The following is a 21,879-nucleotide window of genomic DNA, read 5'->3' on the forward strand; positions in this document are numbered from 1 at the left end:
CGTGGAGAAAGCAGTCTGGCGCTTCGTTTCCCGCCTGATCGGCCACTGGATGTTCGGCCCGGCCCCGGATTGGAACCGGGTACGCGCCCGGGTCGGTGCGAGCACCACCTTCGCCCGCGCGCCGCGCGGTGTCGCCGTCACGGCCGGTCGGCTCGGCGACGTACCGGTCGAAACCCTCACGCCGCGTGGGGCTCCCGCCGACGCGGCGGTGCTGTATCTGCACGGCAGCGGCTATGTGATCGGCAACTCGAGCATGGTCCGGCCCCTGACCGGCGCGCTGGCGGCGGCCATGGGCACGACGGTCCACTCCCTCGACTACCGCTTGGCTCCCGAGCACCCGTACCCCGCACCCATCGAGGACACGGTGGCGGCCTATCGAGCGCTCCTGGAGCAGGGCATTCCGGCCGAACGCATTGCCGTGGTGGGCGATTCGGCCGGTGGCGGGCTGGCGCTGGATCTGGCGATGCGGTTGCGCGACGAAGGTCAGGCGCAGCCCGCGATCCTGGGACTGATCTGCCCGGTGCTGGATCTGTCCACGAGTTCTTCGGCGTTCCACTGTGATCCGAGCGGGGAGCCGCTGCTGAATCCGCCGTTGATGGCGCAGTTCATGGACGCTTACCTGCCCGGTATTCCCGAGCAGGAGCGGCACGCTCGTTCCCCGCTGTATCGGGACATCACCGGTCTCGCGCCGATCGTGATGCACTCGGCGGGTGACGATCTGCTCGCCGGCGACGCGCGGGAGTTCGCCGCGCTCGCCGCGAAAGTCGCCGCGCCCCTGCGGCATCGCGAGTTTCCCCATCTCTGGCACGTCTTCCATGTCCTGCCGATGCGGGTAGCGCGCGAGGCGGTGGACGATCTCGCGACCATGCTGTCGGACCGTCTCTTCGGCCATCACCTCGGCCACCGGACGGGCCGCTGACCGCAGCCGAAGCCGGGCTCAGACGAAGGCGCGGCTGACCACCGGCACCACGAATTCCTCGAGCATGGCGCGTTCCTCGGCGTCGTCCCGGCCGGGGGCGGCGAGGAAGGACACGATGATCCGGGTCAGCCAGCGCGCCAGGCGGCTGCGCTCTGGGTCGGTGAGCGGCGTGGGCGCGAACAGCCCCGCGGCGATGGATTCGATGACGTCGGAGTCCTGGCTGATGCGCCCGGCCGCGCCGGATTCGCCGGGCCGGAACCAGGCGATGAGCATGGGGTCGGCGCGGACCGCGTGGATCGAGCCGAGCATGGCGGCCACCACCCGTTCGCCCGGATCCTCGACGGCGGCGACCTGCTCGAACACGCCCGCGGCGATGCGGCGGGTGGCGCGGTGCACGAAGGCCAGGCGCACGGCCTGCCGGTTCTCGAAGTAGCGGTAGAGGGTCGCACGGGAGCATCCGGCGGCCTTGGCGATATCGCCCATGCCGACCGCGGCGACGCCCCGCTCGGCGAACAGGCGCGCGGCCGCGTCGAGAATGCGTTCGGCGGCCAGGTCGGCCCGTCCGTCGGCCAGCCAGTCTCGGCTCATGCGGTGTCCCTTCCCATCCGGTCCGGACCCGTTCGCGTGTCCCGTGTTCCGGTCACGGGTCCGGTGGCGACATTGACGCCGGACCCGTTCCCTCACACTCTGCCCGCGCGATACGAGGGCGGTGCAACCGGGCCGTCCGAGGCTGCGGACGGCCCGGAGTCTCAGGCCTGTGCGCGGAACGGCACCGAGATCGGCCAGCGCACGTAGTTGCCGTGCGCCCACTGCACCGCGTCGAGGTCGACGGTGAAGTCGGGGCAGCGCGACAGCAGTTCCTCCAGCGCGACCCGGGCGACCATGCGCGCGGCGGCCGCGCCCAGGCAGTGGTGGTGGCCGTGGCTGAAGGTCATGATCCGCTTGGGGTTGCGGCGCACGTCGAGTTCGCCTGCGGTGGGTCCGAATTCGCGTTCGTCGCGGTTGGCCGACCCGTAGCACAGCAGCACGCGCCGGCCCTCGGGGATGGTGACGCCGTGCAGTTCGATGTCGTGGGTGGCGGTGCGGGCCAGGCCCTGCACCGGGGAGGTCATGCGCAGGAATTCCTCGACCGCGTCGGTGATCAGGGCCGGGTTCTCGACCAGCAGGCGACGCTGTTCGGGGTAGGCGGTGAGCAGTTGCACCGCGCCGCCGAGGTTTCCGGTGGTGGTGTCGTTGCCGCCGGTGATCATGGTGAAGGCGAAGCCCAGGATGGCGAGCAGGCCCTCGTTATCGCCGTCCTCGCCCAGCCCGGAGGCCAGCAGGTGCGAGATGGTGTCGTCGCCGGGTTCCTTGCGGCGGCGGTCGATGAGTTCGCTGAAGTAGCCGACCATCTCCCCGACCGCGGTGAAGGCGTTCTGGTCGCCTGCCGCCAGTCCGGCCCCGGCGACCGCGCCGCCGACGATGTTCTCGGTCCAGTCGTCGAAGCGGCCCCGATCCTGTTCCGGCACACCGAGGTAGTGCGCCACCACCATGGTGGGCAGCGGCTTGAACAGTTCCTTGACGATGTCGCCGCCGCCGGCCGCGCGCAGCCGTTCGATGCGTTCGATGACGAAGGCGCGCACCTCGGGCTCCACCGAATTCACCTGGCGGGGAGTGAATCCCGGCGAGACGCGGCGACGGAAGTCGGTGTGGTCGGGCGGGTCCATGAACACGAACGGCTTGGCCGCGCCGAAGCCGGCGGCCACCAGGTCCACGTAGTCGACGGTCAGTCCGGAGGCCGAGGAGTAGTTCTCGGGTTCCCGGGCGGCCGCGTACACGTCCGCGTGCCGGGTCAGGACGTAGAAGTCGTCGGATTCGCGGCCTTCGGGGACGACCCGGTGGACCGGATCATGGTCGCGCAGTTGGGAATACATGGGATACGGATCGCGCCAGGTCTCCCCGGATCGCAATTCGAATCGCACCGTATGAGACGCCATTGAACTCATGAACCGACCGTAAGACAAAACACACAGTATGTCTAGAACCTGTTGCAAAGTTGTCCTGATGTACCAGGCGGTCGGATCCGTTCCTAGAGCACCCGGAAACGCACCGGATGCGCGAGCGGACGACCCCCGTCATCGAGGTGATGCAGCAGGTAGGAGCCGGTGGGCAGCGGTCCCGGCCGTGGGACGGGATCGACCGCCGCCACCTGCCGCACACCGGCCATGGGAGGGCTTCCGGCGTCCGGGGCCGCCTGCTCGGTGACGCCGAGGACCACCTGATCCCGGGTCACCCCGTTCCCCAGGGCGAGGCCGCGCAGCACCGGTGTCGCGGGGACGGCGGTGGTGAATCCGCCGGGATCGGCGTAGACGGCGAGCCGGTGCCCGGCCACCGCCTCGGCGAGGCCGTAGCTCACGACGAGATCGCGGCCGGGCTCGTACAGGGATCGGTCCAGCAGCAGCCGGGTGAAGGGCGCGGCATCGTCGGCGGTCTTCCCGGCCGCGCCGGTCTCCACGAAACCGCGGACGCGGCACAGGAATCCGGCGTCGGCGGAGGCGGACACCGACAGGTCGTACCAGCCCGCGCCCTCGGCGGCGCTCTCGCAGAGCATGTCCCGGCGCTCCGTCGACCCGGCGGCGATATCGATGGTCCAGGGTCCGTCACCTCGGTACGCGTTCGAGACCACCCGCACCGAAACAGGCTGCTTCCCAGGGTTTTCGAATGTCCACGCCAGTGCGCGCTTCCCGGAGCCCGCGGCGGTGGCGGTGACCCGCAGTCCGCCGCACGGCCCGCCGAGGTCTCCGGCGAATCGGCGCTGGAAGCCGTCCGGGCCGTAGAGGGTGTAGTCGTAGTGGCCGTTCACCGCCGGCAGGTCGTGGGTGACCGAGCCACCGCCGGCGAGGTCGAAGCGGGCCGGCGTGAAATCGGTGGCGAAAGCGTTGGGGTACACCAGGCAGTGCGCCGCCGCGGTCCCGCCATTGTCGATGGTCAGCGTGATCCCGCCATCGGCCCCCGGTGCGCAGCGCGCCTGTAGTCGGTACGGCAGCGGCACCCGCGACCGGCTGCCGCTCTGCTGCTTCGGCATTCGCTGTACGAACGGAAGCGGTTGCGCCACACCGGACATCGGCTGTTCGGCGCGGGGTGAGGCGTTCGGCAGGATGAGGGTGCGCCGGGAGCCGAAGTCGAACAGCGAGGAGAGGTCGCCGCACATCTGCCGCCGCCACGGGCTGATATTCGGTTCGGCGACGCCGGTGACGCGTTCCAGGAACTTCAGAACCGAGGTGTGGTCGAACAATTCGGAGGAGACCGCCTGCTTGCTCCACGGCGACACGACGATCGCTGGTGTCCGCGCGCCCAGGCCGACATTGTGGCGGCCGAAGTACTCGCCCGGGGTGCCCGGCGGCGGGGTCGGGGCCGGGATGTGGTCGAAGTACCCGTCGTTCTCGTCGTAGTTGAGGATGAAGACGGTCTTGTTCCACACGTCCGGGTGTTCGGCGAGCGCCTCCAGCACCCCGCGGACCAGGGCTTGACCATTGCGCGGGCCCATCACCGGATGCTCGCAGTCGACGTAGGGCGCGACGATCCAGGACACTGTGGGCAGTCGCCCGGTGGCCACGTCGGTGCGGAACGACTCCACCAGGGTGCCGGTGCGCGAACGCAACAGCCCCCGCTCCACCAGTGCGCGCTGCCCGGCCGACAGCTCGTCCATGCCCCGTTTCAGGGCGGCGACGTAGTCGGGTTCCAGGCTCGGATCCCGTTCCAGGTCGGAGTAGTAGCGGAAGAAGTTCTCGAAAGCGACGCCACGGCCGCCGTTGGTGTACTTCAGCGCGGTGCGCGCGGCCTCGCGGAACGGCAGGAAGAAGTCGAGCGCGTTGTCGGTGTAGTTGTCCCACTCCTGGTAGACGCGCCAGCCGATGCCGCGGTCCTGGAGTCGTTCGGCGTAGGTGGTCCAGGGCAGGCCGAAGATGATGTCGTTGACGTAGCGCCCGGCGTCAGGGCTGAGCAGGGCGTCGTAGAGGAACAGATTGCCGGTGCGCGGCCCGACCAGTCCGGCCAGCGCGGCGGCCACCGGCGGCGGGAGCGCGCCGGTCAGGCCGTGCACCAGGCCCAGGACCGCGTCCACGATGCCGGTGACCGGCAGGCTGCGCATCCAGCGCAGTTTCAGGTCGTCGGAGAACAGCGAGACCTGCAGGTTCTCCGCGTAATTGTCCAGGGCGAGCGGGTTTTCCACGGTACCGGTGAACAGGTACATGCGATTGGGGTCGGTGGGCCCGTTCACCGAGCAGTGGTAGCCGTCGCACAACGTGAACGCCTCGGCGAGCTGGTAGTAGAAGCCCAGGCTGTCGCGGTCGTAGCCGACCATGGTGCCCTCGCCCTTGGCCTTGATCCAGCCGTCGTTGCGGCCGTCGGCGAAAGCGTCGTGGCCGGTGCGGGTTCCGTGGTCGGTGCCGTCGATGTTCTGCAGCGTGGTGGTGTACGGCAGGACGACCCGGCCCCCGTCGGGCTGGTGGAAGACCGAGCGGCCAGTGGGCAGTTGCAGCGCGTTCAGGTCGGCGTATCCGCGGACGCCGGGCATGGACCCGAAGTAGTGGTCGAAGGAGCGGTTCTCCTGCATCAGGATCACCACGTGCTCGATGCGGTCCCAGCCGCCGGGCGGGGCGGGTTCGGCCCAGGCCTGGGCCAGGCTCGGCGGGAGCATGGACATGGCTCCGGCCGCACCACCAGCATGCGCGGCGTGCTTCAGAAAACGCCTCCGATCCATGGCATCCCCTAATGAGCATCGGAACGGCTATCACGAGGATCGCCGACCGACCTTGGGGATTCGTGGCGGTGAGGGGGCTCACCGGTGAAGGGTCAGTTAATTCAACCGGTGCTGTCATCGGTGCGGACCAGCACGAACACCAGTTCCGTGTCGCCGATGCGCAACACCGCTCCGTCGGACAATAACCCGCTGTCCACGATGCGCGCACCATCGACATACACGCCGTTGGAGGAGTGCAGGTCCTTGATCACCCAGGTGTGACCGTTGTCGATGAGCAGGGCGTGATGGCGGCTGACCCGGCCGTCGGCGAGCGCGATGTCGTTGTCGGACAGACGACCGATCCGGGTGGTGGAACCGACCACCGGGTGGACGTGCCCGGACCGGTCGCGCAGCAGCGCCTGCGGTTCGTGCCAGCTGCGGTCCACGATGGTGGTGGCGCGGGTGGCCGAGGCGGCGGCGACCTGGCGCACGCTGAGCGGGTCCTGGCGCAGGATGCGCGATTCCAGTTCCCGGATGCGGTGGCCGGGATCGATGCCGAGCTCCTCGGCGAGGATGCCGCGCAGGCGGCGGGCCGCCTCCAGCGCGTCGGATTGGCGGCCGGTCATGTAGAGCGCGGTGATCAGCTGCTCCCACAGCGATTCCCGCAGCGGATGGTCGCGGACCAGCAGGTTCAGTTCGGCGACCACGCCCTCGGCGCGGCCCTGCGCGATAACGGCCTCGGCGCGGGACTCGATGACCCCGATCCGCTCGTCGTCGAGGGCGACCGCGTAGGCGTCGGCGAAGCCGAGTCCGCGCAGGTCCGACAGCACCGGGCCGCGCCACTGCGCGAGGGCGTCGGAGAGCGCCTCGGTGGCGGCGCCGAAGCGTCCGGCGGCCAGCGCGCGCATGCCGTTCTCACGGCGGGTCCGGAAGCGGAAGACGTCGCAAGCCGAGTCCTCGACCACGATGCGGTAGCCGGTGCCCATGTGCTGGAGCATGGTCCGGGCGTCGATGCCGCCGTCGCGCAGCGGTTTGCGCAGGTTGGAGACGATGGCGTGCAGGCTGACCCGCACGTCGGGCGGCGGATTGTCCTCCCAGACGGCGCTGGCCAGCGCGTCCACCGAGACCGGCCGGTTGGCGTTGATGGCCAGGTAGGCCAGCACCGCCCGCTGCTTGGGCCCGCCCAGCTGCTGTGCCACCCCGTCGATGGTCAGCTGCACCGGACCGAGCACGCCCACCCGCGCCCGCACCCCATCCATCGCCGACCTCCCGTCGGACCCGATTTCTCGCCCGTCACTGTAACTTCGCACGGCCGCCCCCGCCCTTCGCATCCACCGAATTCGTCTTACCGAACTGGTCGGTCCCGGTCGCGATTTCGTTCCATCGGCCGGGTACTCAGAAGCATGCACCGGTGCGGGCGGCTTTCGGGAGTGTGCCTGCACCAGTGCATGCGAGCGATAGGGAAGGGCGGTCGGGGTCAGGGGTTGAGGTTGTAGACCTCCACCGAGCCGACCATCGTCACCGGATAGTTGGCCTTCACCCAGGCGGTGATCTCGGCGCCGGTGGTTCCGTTGGATTCGGAGCCCTGCCCGCCGGGGTTCTGACCGCCCGACTGCTGACCACCCGGCTGTTGGCCGTTCTGGTCCTGGCGGGGCTGGTGTCCGCCACCGGTGTGGGTATTGCCGCCGGGCTGGGGGTTGGTCGGCTGCTCCTGGTTCGAGGTGCCGCCGGGCTCGGACTCGTTGCCCTGACGGGGGCGGATCAGCAGGTAACCGATCTGATGGTCGGCGACGTACTGCTGGAACTGGGCCAGCGTCGGCGACGGGTCGCGGCCGCTGAAGCCGCCGATCGCGAGCAGCGCCTTGCCGGTGGTCAATTCGAGGGTGCCGACATCCTGCGCGCCGATCGCGGCCGCCGCCCAGCGGGCATCGCTGCCGTCGACGAGCGAGACGATCTGCGGATCGGCGACCCCGCCGCGCTGTCCACCGCCGTATTGGCCTGGGCCACCGGCATTCTGGCCGGGACCGCCGCGCTGGCTCCGGGCCGGGCCCGCGATCGGGCTGCCGCCATTGTGCACGCCGGCCACGGTCTCGAGGGTGTAGGCGGTGGGGCCGAGCAGCCCGGCCAGCAGCGCGAACACACCGATGGCCAGGGTGAACCGCGGCAGTTTCGGGGCGATCAGCAGCGTGGCGGCGGTTACCACCGCCAAGGCCATGAGCGTCCAGCGCAGCCATGGCAGCCATTCGGGTGTGCGGTGCAGGAGCACGAACGACCAGATACCCGTGGCCAGAGCCATGACCGCGAGGGTGACGCGCGCCGCGAGATGGGTTCGGCGCTGCCACAATTGGGTCGCGCCGATGCCGAGGACGGCGGCCAGCGCGGGGACCAGTTCCATCGAGTAGTAGGAGTGGAAGCTGCGGCTCATGTAGCTGAGCACGATTCCGGTGACCAGCAGCCAGCCGCCCCACAGCAGCAGGCTCGCGCGGACGCGATCGGTGCGCGGCTGCCGACGGGTCAGCCACAACCCGGCGATCAGTGCGATGAGCGCGGCGGGCAGCAGCCACGAGAACTCGGTGGCCAGTTCGCCGGAGAACAGACGGGTGATGCCGGGTTGCGAACCGAATCCGCCGAAGCCGCCGCGCATCTGGGAGGGATCGGGGTGCACGCCCGGGGTGGGCAGGGCGGAGGCATTCGGCACCGCCGACGGGGTAGGCACGGCGGACGGTGTGGGCACGGTCGACGGCATGTTTCGGGGTCCGCCGCCGCCACCGTTGTGGTTGCCCAGGATCCGGCCGAGACCGTTGTAGTCGACGGCCAGCTCCCACAGGCTGTTACTGGTGGATCCGCCGATGAAGGGCCGCGAGCTCGCGGGCCACAGTTCGACCAGCGCCACGTACCAGCCCGCGGACAGCACCAGCGCCACGCCCGCGGACGCCAATCGCGTGATGCGCGTGAGCCATCCGCCCGCACCGGCCACCAGCACCACCAGCGCCAGGCCGGGCAGGACCAGGAACGCCTGCATCATCTTGGCGAGGAAGCCGAACCCCATGAGCACGCCCGCGCCGACCAGCCAGCCGGTGCCGCTGGACCAGAAGCGTTGTCCCGGTGCGTCGATGGACCGCACCGTGCAGTACGCGGCGGCCACCAGCAGCAGCACCATGAGGGCGTCGGGGTTGTTGAAGCGGAACATCATGGCCGCCACCGGGGTGACCGCCAGCGCCGCGCCCGCGATGAGCGCGGCCGCGGGTCCGGCCCAGCGCCGCACCGCCGCGATGAGCAGCGCGACCGACGCGACGCCCATCAGCGCCTGCGGCACGAACATCGACCAGGCGTTGAAGCCGAAGATCCTGCCGGACAAGGCCATCACCCACATGGCGGCGGGCGGCTTGTCGACGGTGATGGAGTTCTGCGGGTCCAGTGATGCGAACAGCAGCGCCTTCCAGCTCTGGGTACCCGACTGCACGGCCGCGGCGTAATACCCGTTGCCCCAGCCCGCGCCGCCGAGTCCCCACAGGTAGACGACGGCGGTGGCGATCAGCAGCGCGGCGGTGGCCGGTAGTTCCCAGCGCGGCCGCCCACCGGCCGGGGACACGTCACCGTCCTTGGGTACGGCCGCATCGTCCGCAACACCGGTGATGGTCGACATGCCACCCGCTTTCTGCTGTTCCAGCCCGATTTTGTCTCTGTCGTCGCGGAGCCTATGCGGCGGGTTTTGACCACAGCTTCGAGACGGCTGGGAGTTCCCTGTGAGGGCCTGAACTGCGAGAAGAGGCGCATAAAAGCCGGAAGGGCACCCGCTGTGGCGGGTGCCCTTTCCAGGTATCCGGTCGTGCTTGTCAGTGACGGGCTGCCTCGAGAGTGCCGGGAACCTCGAGGATCAGACCGTCGGGAGGGTGAAGGCGGCGGTGCGGACCTTGTCGCCGTGCTTGAAATCCAGGAACAGGCGGTAGATGCCACGTCCGGGAACCGCGGTGTGGAAGGTGACGTCCGGGCCGGGCGCGGTGACGCCGTCGCCGGGCTCGCCGTTCGGGTGCACGTGGACGTAGGCCAGGTCCCCGGCGCGCAGGATCACCAGGTGGCCGTACGCGGCCAGGTAGGGCTGCAGGTCGGTGACCAGCTCGCCGTCCTTGCGCACGGTGAGGGTGAGCAGGCGGCCCTCCCCCGCGACCAGGTCGCCGTCCAGGGTGACCTCGTAGCCGTCGACCGCGAAGGTGCGGTCGGGCTGCGGCGCGGTGCCCGGCCGGTAGTCACCGGCGATGGCGAAATCCGCTCCGAGCGTGATGGTCCGGCCCAGGGCGCGGGGCGCGATGTCGGTGAAGGCGCGGTAGGCGCCCGCCTCGGGGAGATCCAGGCGGACCGTCCAGGTGCCGTCGGCCTGCCGTTCGGGGTGCACGTGCCAGAAGCCGGTGAGCTCGCGCTGCACGACGATCAGGTGCAGTTCCTTGTCGTGGATGGCGTCGAACTCGGTGACGGGTGCGCCGTCCGGGCCGAGGATGCGGAAGCGGAACTCGGTTTCGCCTGCGGCGACTACCTTTTCGGCGAGATCGAGGGTGTAGCCGTCCTGGGTGACCTGGAGGCCGCCGGGGACTCCGGCGTCGTGGCCGCCGTGCGCGTGACCGCCGTGCCCGGGGTGGTCGCCGTGGCCGGCGTGGGCGTTGTGATCGACATGGGCGGCATGCGCACCGTGGCCTTCGTGGCCCGCATGCGCGGCGTGCGCGTTGTGGTCGCCGTGTCCGGCATGCGCGTTGTGATCGGCGTGAGCCGCGTGTCCGGCGTGCTCGCCGTGGGCCGCGTGGTTGCCGTGTCCGGTGTGGGCCTGGGTGGTCATTTTCTCGTCCCTCTCAACTGCTTTCACTGCCTTACGGAAGATCAAGTTAATACCCCCATGGGGTATCTGCAAGAGGTGTCGATGTGAACTGGGTCACCGCGATGGCAGCCCCCGCGCCCAGGACCGCGCGGGCAACTCCCCCGTCGCGTAGCGGGCGTACGTGTTCTCCGGTGTCACCGTGATGACATCGGTGACCGCCACCAATTCCGCGGGCACGCAACCGCCTTCGAAATGCTCCACACTGGGCACGATCACGGCCTCCAGGGCGAGCCGCGAGACGAGCACCCGCAAACGGTGGACCGGCCGGTCGGTCCATGGCCCGAAGACCACCGTTTTGCGCAGGTCATACCCCAGCCGGTGGGCCATGATACGAATCCGGGCCTCATCCCATTCGCGACGTTCGCCCGAAATGTCGCTCCGCAACCATCCGATGGCGTGGGGTTCCGATGTCATGGCTATTCCTCAGGTGTGCTCACTGACGGCGACTGTGCCGACTTCAACGTTGGTCCGCCGAATCCGATTGATCGATGGCGTGCGATGGGGAAAGTACGGGGCAAATCAGGGTCAGGGCGGCACGGCAAATCCGTGGAAGACCTATTCTCGGGAGAGGTCCAGCAGAGAGGCCGCATGCCGTGACCGGACGGAACGAGCTGCTCATCGAGGCTCGACTGCGCATGGAATCCCCCGGTGCGCCGGGACATTCGATGACCCGACAGGAGTTGGCGAACGCCGTCAACGATCACGTCTTCCGGGCCACCAGCAAGCGCGGGGCCGTCGACGAGCGACACGTCGGCAAGTGGGAGCGAGGCGAAACGACATGGCCCAGAAAGCATTACCGGTCCGCGTTGCGGGCCGTCCTGAATGTGGCGACCGATGCCGAACTCGGGTTCAGCACTCCGCGTCGCGCGGCGGATGACGCGGGCGTGAACCGCAAGCAGTTCCTGTCCAGCGCGCTCGTGGTGACCACGAACGCGGTGTTGTCGAATTCCGCGCCAACCGAATCCGAGCTCATCGACACCCTGGCCGGGCCGACCGCCAACTACCGGCGGATGGAATCCTCGGTGCCCTCGGATCGGCTGGCGCCCGTGGTGGACGCGCACCTGGCGCTGGTGGCGGGTGTGGTGCGAGATCGACTACGCACCTCCGGCGGGTTCCGGGCGCTGTCCGAGATCGCCGGACTGGCAGCGTGGCTGGCGGCCGACCGCGGGGACGACGCGGCGGCGCGGCGGCGATACGTGGAGGCCATCCGGCACGCCGAGCGGACCCATCATCCGCTGCTGGTCTCGTACATGACGGCGAGTCTCGGGCACTACGCGGTCGAAATGGGTGACGGCCGAGCGGGTTTGACCTTGCTGCGCACGGCCGCCCGGCAGTTGGGGTCGGATGCCCCCGACAGTGCCGGGGCGTGGATGTCGTCACTGTTGGCGGTGGCCTACGCGGAGACGGGTGATCGGGCGGCGGCGCTGGGCGCGTTGCGGCGGGCCGAGCGGCTGGTGGATCGGCAGCGCGGGGAACCGCGGTGGCCGTGGGTGTTCGTGTTCGACGGGCCCAAGGCGGCGCGGTATCAGGCCGGCGCGCTGGCCCGGCTGGGTGATCATCGGGCGGCGCGGGTGGCGTTCGAGACCGCGGACGCCGCGTTCACCGCGGAGAAGCCGCGGGCGCTGGCCAAGGTGGAGCACGCGCGGGTGCTGGCCCGCGGCGGCGACATCGAGGCGGGCTGCGCGCTGGCCGCCGAGGCGCTGACCGTGGGGCTCACCTATCACAGTGAGCGAATCACCAGGCTGGCCAGGACATTCCGCGCCGACCTGCCCGCGCGTACCGTCGAGGCCAGGGCGCTCGACGACGCGCTCGCGACTCTGTACGGACGTGACGATCGATGACGAGCGTCGCCATCACCGGTCACCGCGGGTTGCCCGCGGCCACCCTGGCGCTGGTGGATCGGGCGCTGCGGCTGGAGGTCGCGGCGCGCGTCCGGCCGGGCGGGCCGGGGCTGACCGGCGTGAGTTGCCTGGCGGACGGACCGGATTCGCTGCTCGCCCAAGCGATTCTGGATGTTGGCGGGCGGTTGATCGCGGTTATTCCGGCGTGGCGGTATCGGGCGAGTCTGCCCGCTGTCCACCATCCGGTGTACGACCGGCTACTCGCCGCGGCGGATCGGGTGATCGCCCTGGATCGGGAGGAGTCGAATTCCGCGGCGCACCAGGCCGGGAGTCTGCGCATGCTGGACGAGGCGGATGAACTGCTCGCGGTGTGGGACGGGCTGCCGGCGCGGGGTTTCGGCGGCACCGCCGATGTGGTGGCGACGGCTCGGGCCCGAGGGCTGCCGATCACGGTGTTGTGGCCGCCCGGCGCCGAGCATCCCTGAGCGCGGCTTGACCTCAACAGTGGTTCAGGTATCAGGCTGTCCCCGGGTCGCCTCGCGACCCGCGCCCGCGGCCGCGCCGAGCCCGTACACCCCTCGTCGCGGCCGCGGGTTCTTCGGTGAGGCATGTCGCGGTGCCGCTCGGACGCTCCCCGGCGAGGGCGGCGTAGGGTCGGTAGCGATCGTTCAGCTATCCCGTAGCCGCACCGTGTGATTCGCCGGTGGGAGAGGACGTAGCAATGTCGACCGGGGAAACCGTGATCGTCGCCGTGGACGAATCGGCGGGCTCCGCCGTGGCCTGGGCCGCGCACACCGCCGCCCTGCACCACGCGCCGCTGCACCTGCTGCGGGTCCTGGAGATCACCCCCGATCAGGGTCTGGGCCTGGGCACCGCGATCACCACCCAGGACTACGACCGCCTGGAGGAGCACGGCACATGGCTGCTGCAGACCGCGGCCCAGGCGGCCGCCGAAGCCTCGCCCGGCCTCACCGTCACCACCGAACTGACCACCGGCGCGGTCGTTCCGACGCTGCTGGAGCGCACCCACGGGGCCCGCATGCTGGTCGGCGGCGCCCGCGGCGGCGGCACCCTGCGCCGCGCCCTGCTCGGCTCGGTCAGCTCGGTCCTGGCCCGCCGCGCCCACTGCCCGTTCGTGGTGGTCCGCGACGGCGTCCCGCTACCCCCCGACCTCCCGACCCGCCCCATCCTGGTCGGCGTCGACGGCACCCGGATCAGCGAGCCCGCCATCCGAGCCGCCCTCGAGGAGGCCTCCATCCGCGGTGTGGCCGTCATCGCCCTGCACGCCGAAGGCGCCTCCGACGACCCCGAAATGGACGCCCTCGACGACTACGTCCTCGCCGAATCCCTCGCCGGCTGGCAGGAGCGCTACCCCTCCGTCCGCATCGACCGCGAAACCACCCACGACACCCCCGAACGCTCGCTCCTCGCCCTCTCCTCCGGCACCCAGCTCCTGGTGGTCGGCACCCGAGGCCGAGGTGGCTTCGCCTCCAAGGTCTTCGGCTCCACCAGCCAGTCCCTCCTCCTCTCCGTCCAAACCCCCATCATGATCGCTCCCACCCCATAGCCCCCGCCCTTGTGAACCCTCCCCCACCCGAATACCTGCTACCCGTACGGACGTACGGCTCGGTAGTCTGACCCAGACGCCCCCGTAGCCCAATTGGCAGAGGCAGCGGACTTAAAATCCGCCAAGTGTCGGTTCGAGCCCGACCGGGGGCACAGACCTGTTATCGGAATCGGCCCAAGCCATATCCGGTGCGGCGTAATATCTCAGCCGGGCTGGTAGCCCACGTCTTCGCATGCTGTCCGAAGTAGGCCTTACCGCTGAACCGAGAGCTTTCCCATCGAAATGATCTGACGGCACCTGCCATGGGAGAGGCGACCATGCTGCTCGATCACACGAAACAACACATCACAGCCGTGACGCGAGCGTCCGGGCATCTGGATCTGTTCGCGATCGGGAACGACGACAGACCCGTCACCACATTCTGGAGCGCCACCGACGGCTGGCGCGGCGAGTGGATGACGTTGCCGGGCAACACCCTCATCGACCACCGGACACAACAGATCACCGCGATCGCGCGCCAACCCGGGGTTCTCGATCTGTTCGCGATCGACAATCAGGGGCGGCCGATCACCACGTTCTGGAGTGCCGCGAGTGGATCTCCGGATAATCCGACCGGCTGGCGCGGCGACTGGATGACGTTGCCTGGCAACACCTTTCTGGATCACACCACGCAGCGCATCACGGCGGTGGCGCGCAAACCCGGAAACCTCGACCTGTTCGCCATCGGCAACGACGGCAGGCCCGTCACCACGTTCTGGACCGCGACGGACGGATGGCGGGGTGACTGGATGACGTTGCCCGGCAACACTTTTATCGACCACACCACCCAGCGCATCACCGCCGTCGCCCGCAAACCAGGCAACCTCGACCTGTTCGCCGTCGGCAATGACGACAAGCCCATCACCACGTTCTGGACCGCCACCGACGGATGGCGCGGCGACTGGATGACACTGCCGGGCAACCCCCTGATCGACCACCGGACACAGCAGATCAGCGCGGTGGCCCGCAAGCCCGGCAACCTGGACCTGTTCGCCATCAACAACAACGACAGGGTCATCAGCACGTTCTGGAACGCCGCCGACGGCTGGCGAGAGGACTGGGTGACCTTGCCCGCTACCCTGGGCGGCGATACCCGGCTGGTCCTCGACCACACCACCCAGCAGTTGACGGTGCTCGCGTCGAAGCCGGCCGGCGTCATGTTCGTCACGGCGGTCTCTCCCGACGGGCGGCAACTCGGCAACGGCTGGAGTGCCCGGGGCGGCTGGGGCGCCTGCTGGGGCCCGGTGCCAGGGACCACGCTGCTCGATCACCGGACCCAACAGCTCGCCGTCGTCAGCCGAAAGCCGTTCCTCCTCGACTTCTTCTCCATCGGCAACGATGACAGGCCGATCTCCATAGCCTTCAGCGGCGCGGGCGAAACTGGTTGGAGCGGAGACTGGTTCGCATTGCCCTCCCATTGACCACCACACCGGCAGGCAGGTATCGACCATGTCCGAGTGGAACGAAATCGACAAGAACCCGGCGACCCGCGCGATCACCGTCGGGAGCAGGCTGTATCAACTGCACGACACCGGCGCTGTCTTCCGCTTCACCGGTCCCGCGCTGACCGGCTGGGAGCAGCTGGACAGAAATCCCCTCACCACGGCGATCGCCGCGAATGACACCGACCTGTACCAAATGCATGAGACGGGTGCGCTTTTCGTGCTCGGGCCCGACGCGGCCCCCTTCACCGGCTGGCAGGCAATCGACGCCAACCCGGTGACATGCGCGATCGCCGCCTCCGCCGACCGGCTCTATCAGCGTCATCAGACCGGTGCGATCTTCCGCTACACGGGAACGCCGTTCACCGGCTGGGAATTACTAGACCGCAACCCCGCAACAGTCGCCATCGCGACCGGCGGCCACGACCTCTACCAGCTGCACGAAACGGGAGCGATCTTCCGCTACACCGGAACCCCACTCACCGGCTGGGAACTACTCGACCGCAACCCCGCAACAGTCGCCATCGCCGCCGGTGCCAACAAGTTCTACCAATTACACGAAACAGGCGCGATCTTCCACTACACCGGAACCCCACTCACCGGCTGGGAACAACTCGACCGCAACCCCGCAACAGTCGCCATCGCCGCCACCGCTGGCGAGCTGTACCAATTGCACGATACCGGAGCGACATTCCGTTACACCGGAACACCTTTCACCGGCTGGTCCACAATGGGCCAGACCCCCACCCCGACATCCGACACCTGGTGTACCGCGATCGCCGCAAGCCATCCACCCGACTTGTTCGTCGACATCGTGTTCCAGCTCGCCGGATTCGGCCCGATCCTCCAATTCCACGAGTAACCCGCGAGTCAGGCCCTGAACGGCGGCCTCAGTACGTTCTGAGTCCTCCGCTTTTGGCGTTCAGCATGGTTTCGTGGGTCAGTCGCTCGTTGGCGCGGAATACCAGGACCCTGTACCCGGTATCCCACGTCACGGACTGCACCACCTGACCTCACCAAGACTGATGGTTTGTTCCTTGGACCCAGCGGTTTTGAACTCCGCCGTCAGCGCCTTGCTCGAGCCGAGCGGCTCCGGCTTACTGTCGAGGCGGATGAAGCGTGACGTCGGTGAGGGCCTCAGTAAGTTGCGAGTCCTCCGCCTTTGGCGTTCAGCGTGGTTTCGTGAGTCAGCCGCTCGCCGGGAAGGAGTAGCAGGGGCATGCTCCCGGTGTGCCACGTTACGGACTGCACCACATGCCGGTCTTTGAGGAAGACGTAGTAGCCGTAAGGCGCAGGATCGGAATTGATGCTGGGCGGCAGCCCCTTCCAGCAGGTGCCCGCTGGGGTTTGCGCGGTCTTGTTCATCCAGTCGTCGTTGTAGGCTTCGGCGGCCTCGATCATCGTGTCCCAGTCATCGGACCAACCTGCCGCGTGGGTGATCTCGCCGAGGCTCACGGGTTGATGCCCTCGACCGGCGGTTTCGAGTTCCTTCGTCAGCGCCTTGCTCGAGCCGAGCGGCTCCGGCTCCTGGTCGAGGCGGATTTCGGATTGGCAGGTTTTCGCAGCGGGCTTCGCCGGTTTGGCAGCGCATCCGGCCAGCAGTGGAACCATCAGAATGCCGACAACGATCGGAGCTGGTTTCACTTGCCTCGCACTCACTTTCCCTTGCCCGGCAGTGGGATGTCCACTTGCTCGGGACTCGTCGTCGCTGTCCAAGGAACGGTATTGCTGAAGGCGATCTGGGCGGGAGCATTGTCGCCATTGGGGCTGTGGATGACGACGGTGTCGCCCTTGTCGACCGCGGCGATGACCGCTGACTTCAGGTCGTCCTTCGATGCGTTCATGTTCGCCAGACCGATCTGACGACCGACATCGTTGTTCTTGAGGTCCATCGCCTCGCGCTGCGGACCGTTTCCACCGACACCTTCATGAGCGGTGGCGTACTGCTTCGCCCAGTCGGCGCCGAACTCCTGGGTCATACGTGCGTTCCAGTAGGCATGCCGGGCCGCATCCCCATGACCGTCATCCTTCGATTTCGGATTCACGTCGGTGTACTTGTTGTTCTTCCCGAACTCTTCGGCCTCGTCCTTGATGTCGTTGAACTTCATGTAGTTCATCGGATTGCCGCCGTAGGCCGGGTTGCAGAGTTTGTCCATCGCGGCCTTTTCCTCGACCGTCATCTCTACCGGCTGCATGTCGGGCTTGTACAACCTGATCAGGTTCAGCGTGGTCGAGTCGGGCCAGACCACGATCTCGGACTTCGTCGCGTCCACCTGGTATTTCAGGAGGATATCCCGGAGCGCGGCGTCCTCCGGGATACCGGCCAGCACCAGCTTGACAGCATCGGACACGTGCTCGAGTTGCGTGGCGAGGTCGCGCGCGCCGATCTTGTCGGTTGCCTGCACATCCCAGAATGCCTGCTTGAGACTGGCACCCAAGCTGAGGCAGGCGGCGGTCTTCCAAGCGACGGAAGCCGGGTTGCCCCAGGTCTTTTTGATGGTCTCCCAGTTCGAGTCGTATGACTTCACGTCGCCGGTCTCGTCGTCGTAGAAGAGGTTCCACTCCGAGTCTTTGACGTCGTCGACGGCCGACTGCAAACTCTTGATATCCGATTGCAGTGCGGCAGCGGTGGTGTCGATCTGCTTGTGGATGGCATCGAGAACGTCACCGCTGGTGACCGCCTCGTTCTTCAACTTGGTCGACATGGTCCGGGCGGCGTTACCGCCGGCTTCACCGAAGTACGGGTCGGAACCCTGAATTGCCTTGTCGGCATTGAGGGATTCGGCCTCGAGGGTGATACCGGCGTTCATCGCGTCCGCGCCGGCGAAGCGCGCCGAATCGAGCTTCCACCCGAGCACCGTGGAGATGGTGATCTTCTCCCCGCTCACTTGATCCCCTTGAATCCGGCCACATTCGCCTCTTCCATCCCATCGACGGTGCCGGCCGCGTTATCGGTCAGAGTCGCGAACTGGTCGAGCCTGCCTTGATGGAGCGTCACCACCCGATCCATCGCCTTGAGCACGCTCTGGACGTTTTTCGCGAAGGCGGAGAACGGCATCGCGCCGGGAGCGGCGTCACGGTTGTGCTCGCCGATCGGGTTCAGTTTGCCGATCGCACCGGCATGGGTGCGGGTATCGGTCGCGAGCCCACGCAACTTTTCGGGATCGAAGGCAACCATGTCTACCGTCCCACCAACAGCTTTCGCTTCATGAATCCCCCAGCACTAGCCATGCGCTGCTGAATAGTAGCGGTCGGTATGTACTGGGAACAATCCGACGCTCGGTGTCGGTACAGTGTCGGGCAGTCGGGGGGAGACATCCCGGCATGGACGATCCGGAAAAAGGGGAGCGAAGCACGTGGACCAGCGTCGCGCGCGGGCCGAGAAGATCGATGAGGCCATCGGGGTGGTCCGAGCCCAGGCTCGCGCCGCGGACCGGAGCATGGCGATCGAGGTGGATGCCTACGGCCAGATCACCCAGATCAGGCTGGCGCCGCACGCCGCCGCGGAGGGGACCCAGCAGCTCGAGCGGACCATCATCGAGCAGTACCGGGCGGCGCGCGCCGATGCGGAAGCGCAGGCCCACAAGGTGTACGAACAGTTCCTCCGCGACGAGAAGAAGAACGCCGTACAGGCGACGCCGCCGCCGCAACCCGAATGGGCCGACCAGGACGACCTGCATCCGGTCAGGCTCTGGACCAACTGAGGCGGCTACCGGCGGGCTCTGGGGCGTCGCCCGGTTCCGGCGATGCGGGACAGCAGAGTTTGGCGGGCGGCTGATCCGGTCTTGGCGGGAACGGCTTTCACATTCCAGTGGGCCTTAAGGATTCGGCAAGCGGGGGCGGCGAGAGTTCCTCGCATGAACGGGAATCGTGGGGCCGTGCTGGAAGCGGTCGGGGGCTTTGCGGGTGGAATCGTCGGGGCGGTATTGGGTTTCGCCTACCCGTGCGCGATCATCGTGCTTCAGCGGAGCGTGGGGATTACCGACCCGCACCGCGCCGCTACCGTCACGGAGGACGGGCCGGTGGAGTACGGGGTGGGGTCGGTTGGGTATTGGGCCAGTTGGGTCGCGACGTTCGCCGTGATCATCGCGATCGGGGTGGTGGGGTCGCGGTATCGGTATACGCGGGCCGCGGCTGTGCCCGCGACGCTGTGGTTCGCGATCGTCGCCCTTCCGCTGGCCCTGCTGTTCATCGCGCTCGACTTCGGTGGTGCGCCGCATCCGAGTTGATCAGGCGGTTTGCTGGGCTTGTTGTTTGATCACCAGGGCGACGTGGAGGCGAGAGGGGCAGTCGAGTTTGGTCATGACCTGGCGGAGGTGGTTGACGACTGTCCATTCGGCGATGCCGAGGCGGCTGGCGATCATGCGGTTGGTCATGCCCTCGGTGACGAGGCGGGCGATTTCCAGTTGGCGTTTCGTCAGGCGGGAGACGGGGGAATCGGGGAGTTCGGCGGGAAGGGGCGGGGTGGAGAGGGCGTAGGCGATGGCCTCGTCGATGTCGAGGACGGAACCGACGGTGGAGATGGCGGGGTCGTCGGAGTCGAGGGCGGGGTCGGGGATGCCGACGTGGTCGGTCAGTTGGGGGAGGGCATAGGCGTCGCGGATCCAATGGGCCGCGGCCGATAGTCGGTGCACATGGTCGGAATAGTGTTCGCCCGCAACGTGATAGGCGCGGGCGCAGCCCTCCAGGGCGACAACCATCTCGACGGCATTGCGGGCGGGGTCGGGGGTGCGGAGGGCGAGGCGGAAGACCTCGTGGGCGTGCTGGGGTGCGCCGGCGCGCAGGAGGGTGCGGCCGAGGGCGGCGAGGAGGCCGAGGCGGTCCCGGCGGTGGGGCAGGGCGGCGGCGCGGTCACGTAGGGTCTGCCAGCCGCCTTCGCCGTCCTGGGATCGGTCGAAGTGGATCAGCGCTTCGACCAGTTCGCCCGCTTCGCGTTCGCGGGGTGTGCGGGCGGTGGCGGGTGGGGCGCTGTCGACCAGGGTTCGGGCCCGCTGCGTGTCCCCCACTTCGTAGCAGGCCAGGGCTAGTCGCCAGACTGCCGAACCGGTCGGTTCGACGGCGGAGGTCAGCAGGCCGACGGCGTCCGCGAATCGGCCGGAGCGTAAAGCCCAGTGGCCCAGCAGTTCCCGGCCCAGAGCCGCCGCGACCGGATCCGCGGTCTTCGACATCCGGATGAGCGTCGCCTCCGCCCAGGTGAACGCGCGCCGCTCGATCCAGACGTCCTCGAGTTCGCGCAGCATGCGCACCGCGCGGGCCGCCTCGCCCTGGATCGTGAAGTAGTCGATGGTCGCGACAAGGTCGCCGTGCCAGCGCTCGGCCAGCCGCACCGCGGCGGGGCGACGGGCCGGATCGTCGAGCATGCGCGCGATACGGGCGGCGAGCTGACTCATACCGGCCGCGCGCATGGCCCGAATACGCAGTGCGCGTTCGGGATCCGCGGAGAGCAGCTGCCGCAGCCAGGTGCGCGTGAACCCGGACATGGCGTAGGTGTAGTGCCCGTTGCCGGCGACCGCGTGGTCGAGCAGGCTGCGGTTGACCAGGTCCGCGAGCCGATCCACGATGGCGTCACGCTGCTGACCGCACAGCAGCAACAGCACTTCCTCCAGATCGGTGAGCACGTCGGAGGTCGTGATCTGCAGCAGCAGATCGGTGGACAGCGGGTCGAGATCGCCGGTCCCCCACTCCAGGCACTCGCGGACGGTGCGATGCCGGGCGGGCGTGTCGACGAACGGCGACGGCGGCAGCGGCTGCCCGGATTCGATGCGCCGCAGCGTCCGCTCGGCCCCGAACCGCGCGATGGCGGCTGCGGCCAGTTCCAGCGCGAGGGGCACGCCGCCCAAGGCGGCCGCGATCTCCTCGACGATCGCGAGGTCCGCGGATGTGGCTCCCCGGAAACGGGTTTCGATGCTGTCGAGCAGCAGCCGCGCGGCCGGGCTCGGTGTCTCGGGGTCCGGAGAGGTCGTTGTGGGCAGCGGGTGCACCTGGAAGAGGCATTCCTGGTAGAGCCCGAAGGCCCGGCGACTGGTGGTTACGACGGTCAGATCGGGACAGCGATTCAACAACGCCGGAAGCTCGTCCGCGAGCGCGCGAACGAGACGATCACAGTTGTCCAGGAACAGAATCGAGGGAACAGGCCCGGCCTCGATCGCGGCCCCGACCGCTGACGCATCCTCCAGCTCCGCCAGATCCACCGCGACCACCCGCGACACCCCATCCTGCACGGCTTCGGCGGCCAGTCGACTCTTGCCCACCCCCGCGATCCCGGTCACCGTCAATACCCGGACCCGAGAGTCCGCGATGAGCCGCCGAACCTCGTCGACCTGCCCTTTCCGCTCGAGTAGCGCGGGGATTCTGTAGCTGTCAGGCATCGCGAAGGCATCCCATCCGATCGAAATCCGGCAGTCGTCCCCCCGAAGCCGCAGTCTAGGACCGGTTCCGCAGGCCCGCGCCTCGACAGTGCCCCTGATTTCACCGGCACGGACCT

General features: G+C 68.4%; 19 protein-coding genes and 1 tRNA gene. 9 read left to right on the top strand and 11 right to left on the bottom strand.

All coding sequences use genetic code 11. The features are described 5' to 3' along the window. Window position 1 precedes the first annotated feature (1 nt). Window positions 2-919, top strand: a complete 918-nt coding sequence (locus ACQP06_RS30665; protein ID WP_433668251.1) for an alpha/beta hydrolase — start codon at window positions 2-4, stop codon at window positions 917-919. A gap of 18 nt (window positions 920-937) precedes the next feature. On the opposite strand, the gene ACQP06_RS30670 is transcribed toward ACQP06_RS30665, so the two are convergent. The 7 genes from ACQP06_RS30670 to ACQP06_RS30700 form a co-directional block, all read right to left on the bottom strand. Beyond that, window positions 938-1,507: a TetR/AcrR family transcriptional regulator gene (locus tag ACQP06_RS30670; protein WP_379274474.1), complete on the bottom strand. Its 570-nt coding sequence runs from the start codon at window positions 1,505-1,507 to the stop codon at window positions 938-940. Between the two features lie 161 nt (window positions 1,508-1,668). Next, on the bottom strand, window positions 1,669-2,904 hold the full coding sequence (locus ACQP06_RS30675; protein WP_433668253.1) for a cytochrome P450: 1,236 nt from the start codon (window positions 2,902-2,904) through the stop codon (window positions 1,669-1,671). Window positions 2,905-2,987: 83 nt separating this feature from the next. Continuing rightward, window positions 2,988-5,660: an alkaline phosphatase family protein gene (locus ACQP06_RS30680; RefSeq protein ID WP_433668256.1), complete on the bottom strand. Its 2,673-nt coding sequence runs from the start codon at window positions 5,658-5,660 to the stop codon at window positions 2,988-2,990. Window positions 5,661-5,761: 101 nt separating this feature from the next. Further along, a complete protein-coding gene (locus ACQP06_RS30685; RefSeq protein WP_433668257.1) occupies window positions 5,762-6,898 on the bottom strand; it encodes a BTAD domain-containing putative transcriptional regulator in 1,137 nt (378 codons plus the stop codon). Window positions 6,899-7,116: 218 nt separating this feature from the next. Then, window positions 7,117-9,285: an ArnT family glycosyltransferase gene (locus ACQP06_RS30690; RefSeq protein ID WP_433668259.1), complete on the bottom strand. Its 2,169-nt coding sequence runs from the start codon at window positions 9,283-9,285 to the stop codon at window positions 7,117-7,119. A 231-nt stretch (window positions 9,286-9,516) separates the two neighbouring features. Next, complete coding sequence (locus ACQP06_RS30695) at window positions 9,517-10,467, bottom strand: hypothetical protein (RefSeq protein WP_433668261.1); 951 nt, start codon at window positions 10,465-10,467, stop codon at window positions 9,517-9,519. Window positions 10,468-10,560: 93 nt separating this feature from the next. Next, window positions 10,561-10,920 (bottom strand): hypothetical protein, encoded by a 360-nt coding sequence (locus ACQP06_RS30700; protein ID WP_357091868.1) that lies wholly within the window; start codon window positions 10,918-10,920, stop codon window positions 10,561-10,563. Between the two features lie 179 nt (window positions 10,921-11,099). Here ACQP06_RS30700 and ACQP06_RS30705 point away from each other — a divergent pair, with 179 nt between their 5' ends. The 6 genes from ACQP06_RS30705 to ACQP06_RS30730 all read left to right on the top strand — a co-directional run bounded on the left by ACQP06_RS30705 (window position 11,100) and on the right by ACQP06_RS30730 (window position 16,257). Further along, entirely contained in the window at window positions 11,100-12,347 is a 1,248-nt protein-coding gene (locus tag ACQP06_RS30705; RefSeq protein ID WP_433668263.1) for a hypothetical protein, read from the top strand. Next, window positions 12,344-12,832, top strand: a complete 489-nt coding sequence (locus tag ACQP06_RS30710; protein ID WP_433668265.1) for a hypothetical protein — start codon at window positions 12,344-12,346, stop codon at window positions 12,830-12,832. Before ACQP06_RS30705 ends, ACQP06_RS30710 begins: the two co-directional genes overlap by 4 nt. Window positions 12,833-13,068: 236 nt before the next feature. Further along, window positions 13,069-13,914: a universal stress protein gene (locus tag ACQP06_RS30715; RefSeq protein WP_433668267.1), complete on the top strand. Its 846-nt coding sequence runs from the start codon at window positions 13,069-13,071 to the stop codon at window positions 13,912-13,914. A 78-nt stretch (window positions 13,915-13,992) separates the two neighbouring features. Further along, window positions 13,993-14,066, top strand: a tRNA-Leu gene (locus tag ACQP06_RS30720). A 165-nt stretch (window positions 14,067-14,231) separates the two neighbouring features. Then, on the top strand, window positions 14,232-15,374 hold the full coding sequence (locus ACQP06_RS30725; protein ID WP_433668268.1) for a hypothetical protein: 1,143 nt from the start codon (window positions 14,232-14,234) through the stop codon (window positions 15,372-15,374). Between the two features lie 28 nt (window positions 15,375-15,402). Next, window positions 15,403-16,257 carry a hypothetical protein gene (locus ACQP06_RS30730; protein ID WP_433668269.1) on the top strand — a complete coding sequence of 285 codons (855 nt, stop codon included), beginning with the start codon at window positions 15,403-15,405 and terminating at the stop codon, window positions 16,255-16,257. Window positions 16,258-16,532: 275 nt separating this feature from the next. Here ACQP06_RS30730 and ACQP06_RS30735 read toward each other — a convergent pair whose 3' ends face one another. The 3 genes from ACQP06_RS30735 to ACQP06_RS30745 are packed head-to-tail and all read right to left on the bottom strand — an operon-like array spanning window position 16,533 to window position 18,573. Then, window positions 16,533-17,039: a hypothetical protein gene (locus ACQP06_RS30735; RefSeq protein ID WP_433668271.1), complete on the bottom strand. Its 507-nt coding sequence runs from the start codon at window positions 17,037-17,039 to the stop codon at window positions 16,533-16,535. A gap of 11 nt (window positions 17,040-17,050) precedes the next feature. Beyond that, window positions 17,051-18,283 (bottom strand): DUF6973 domain-containing protein, encoded by a 1,233-nt coding sequence (locus ACQP06_RS30740; protein ID WP_433668273.1) that lies wholly within the window; start codon window positions 18,281-18,283, stop codon window positions 17,051-17,053. Further along, window positions 18,280-18,573, bottom strand: coding sequence for a hypothetical protein (locus tag ACQP06_RS30745; RefSeq protein ID WP_404204479.1), 294 nt, complete (start codon window positions 18,571-18,573; stop codon window positions 18,280-18,282). Before ACQP06_RS30745 ends, ACQP06_RS30740 begins: the two co-directional genes overlap by 4 nt. 178 nt (window positions 18,574-18,751) lie before the next feature. Here ACQP06_RS30745 and ACQP06_RS30750 point away from each other — a divergent pair, with 178 nt between their 5' ends. Further along, window positions 18,752-19,099, top strand: coding sequence for a YbaB/EbfC family nucleoid-associated protein (locus ACQP06_RS30750; RefSeq protein WP_433668275.1), 348 nt, complete (start codon window positions 18,752-18,754; stop codon window positions 19,097-19,099). A 174-nt stretch (window positions 19,100-19,273) separates the two neighbouring features. Beyond that, a complete protein-coding gene (locus ACQP06_RS30755; RefSeq protein WP_433668276.1) occupies window positions 19,274-19,624 on the top strand; it encodes a hypothetical protein in 351 nt (116 codons plus the stop codon). Here the strand turns inward: ACQP06_RS30755 and ACQP06_RS30760 are convergent, their stop codons facing one another. Further along, the gene (locus ACQP06_RS30760) at window positions 19,625-21,763 is read right to left on the bottom strand and encodes a LuxR C-terminal-related transcriptional regulator (RefSeq protein ID WP_433668278.1); all 2,139 of its coding nucleotides are present in this window, start codon (window positions 21,761-21,763) and stop codon (window positions 19,625-19,627) included. It abuts the gene before it with no gap. Window positions 21,764-21,879: the final 116 nt, after the last annotated feature.

The sequence above is a fragment of the Nocardia sp. CA-136227 genome, from assembly GCF_050955695.1.
GTDB lineage: Bacteria > Actinomycetota > Actinomycetes > Mycobacteriales > Mycobacteriaceae > Nocardia.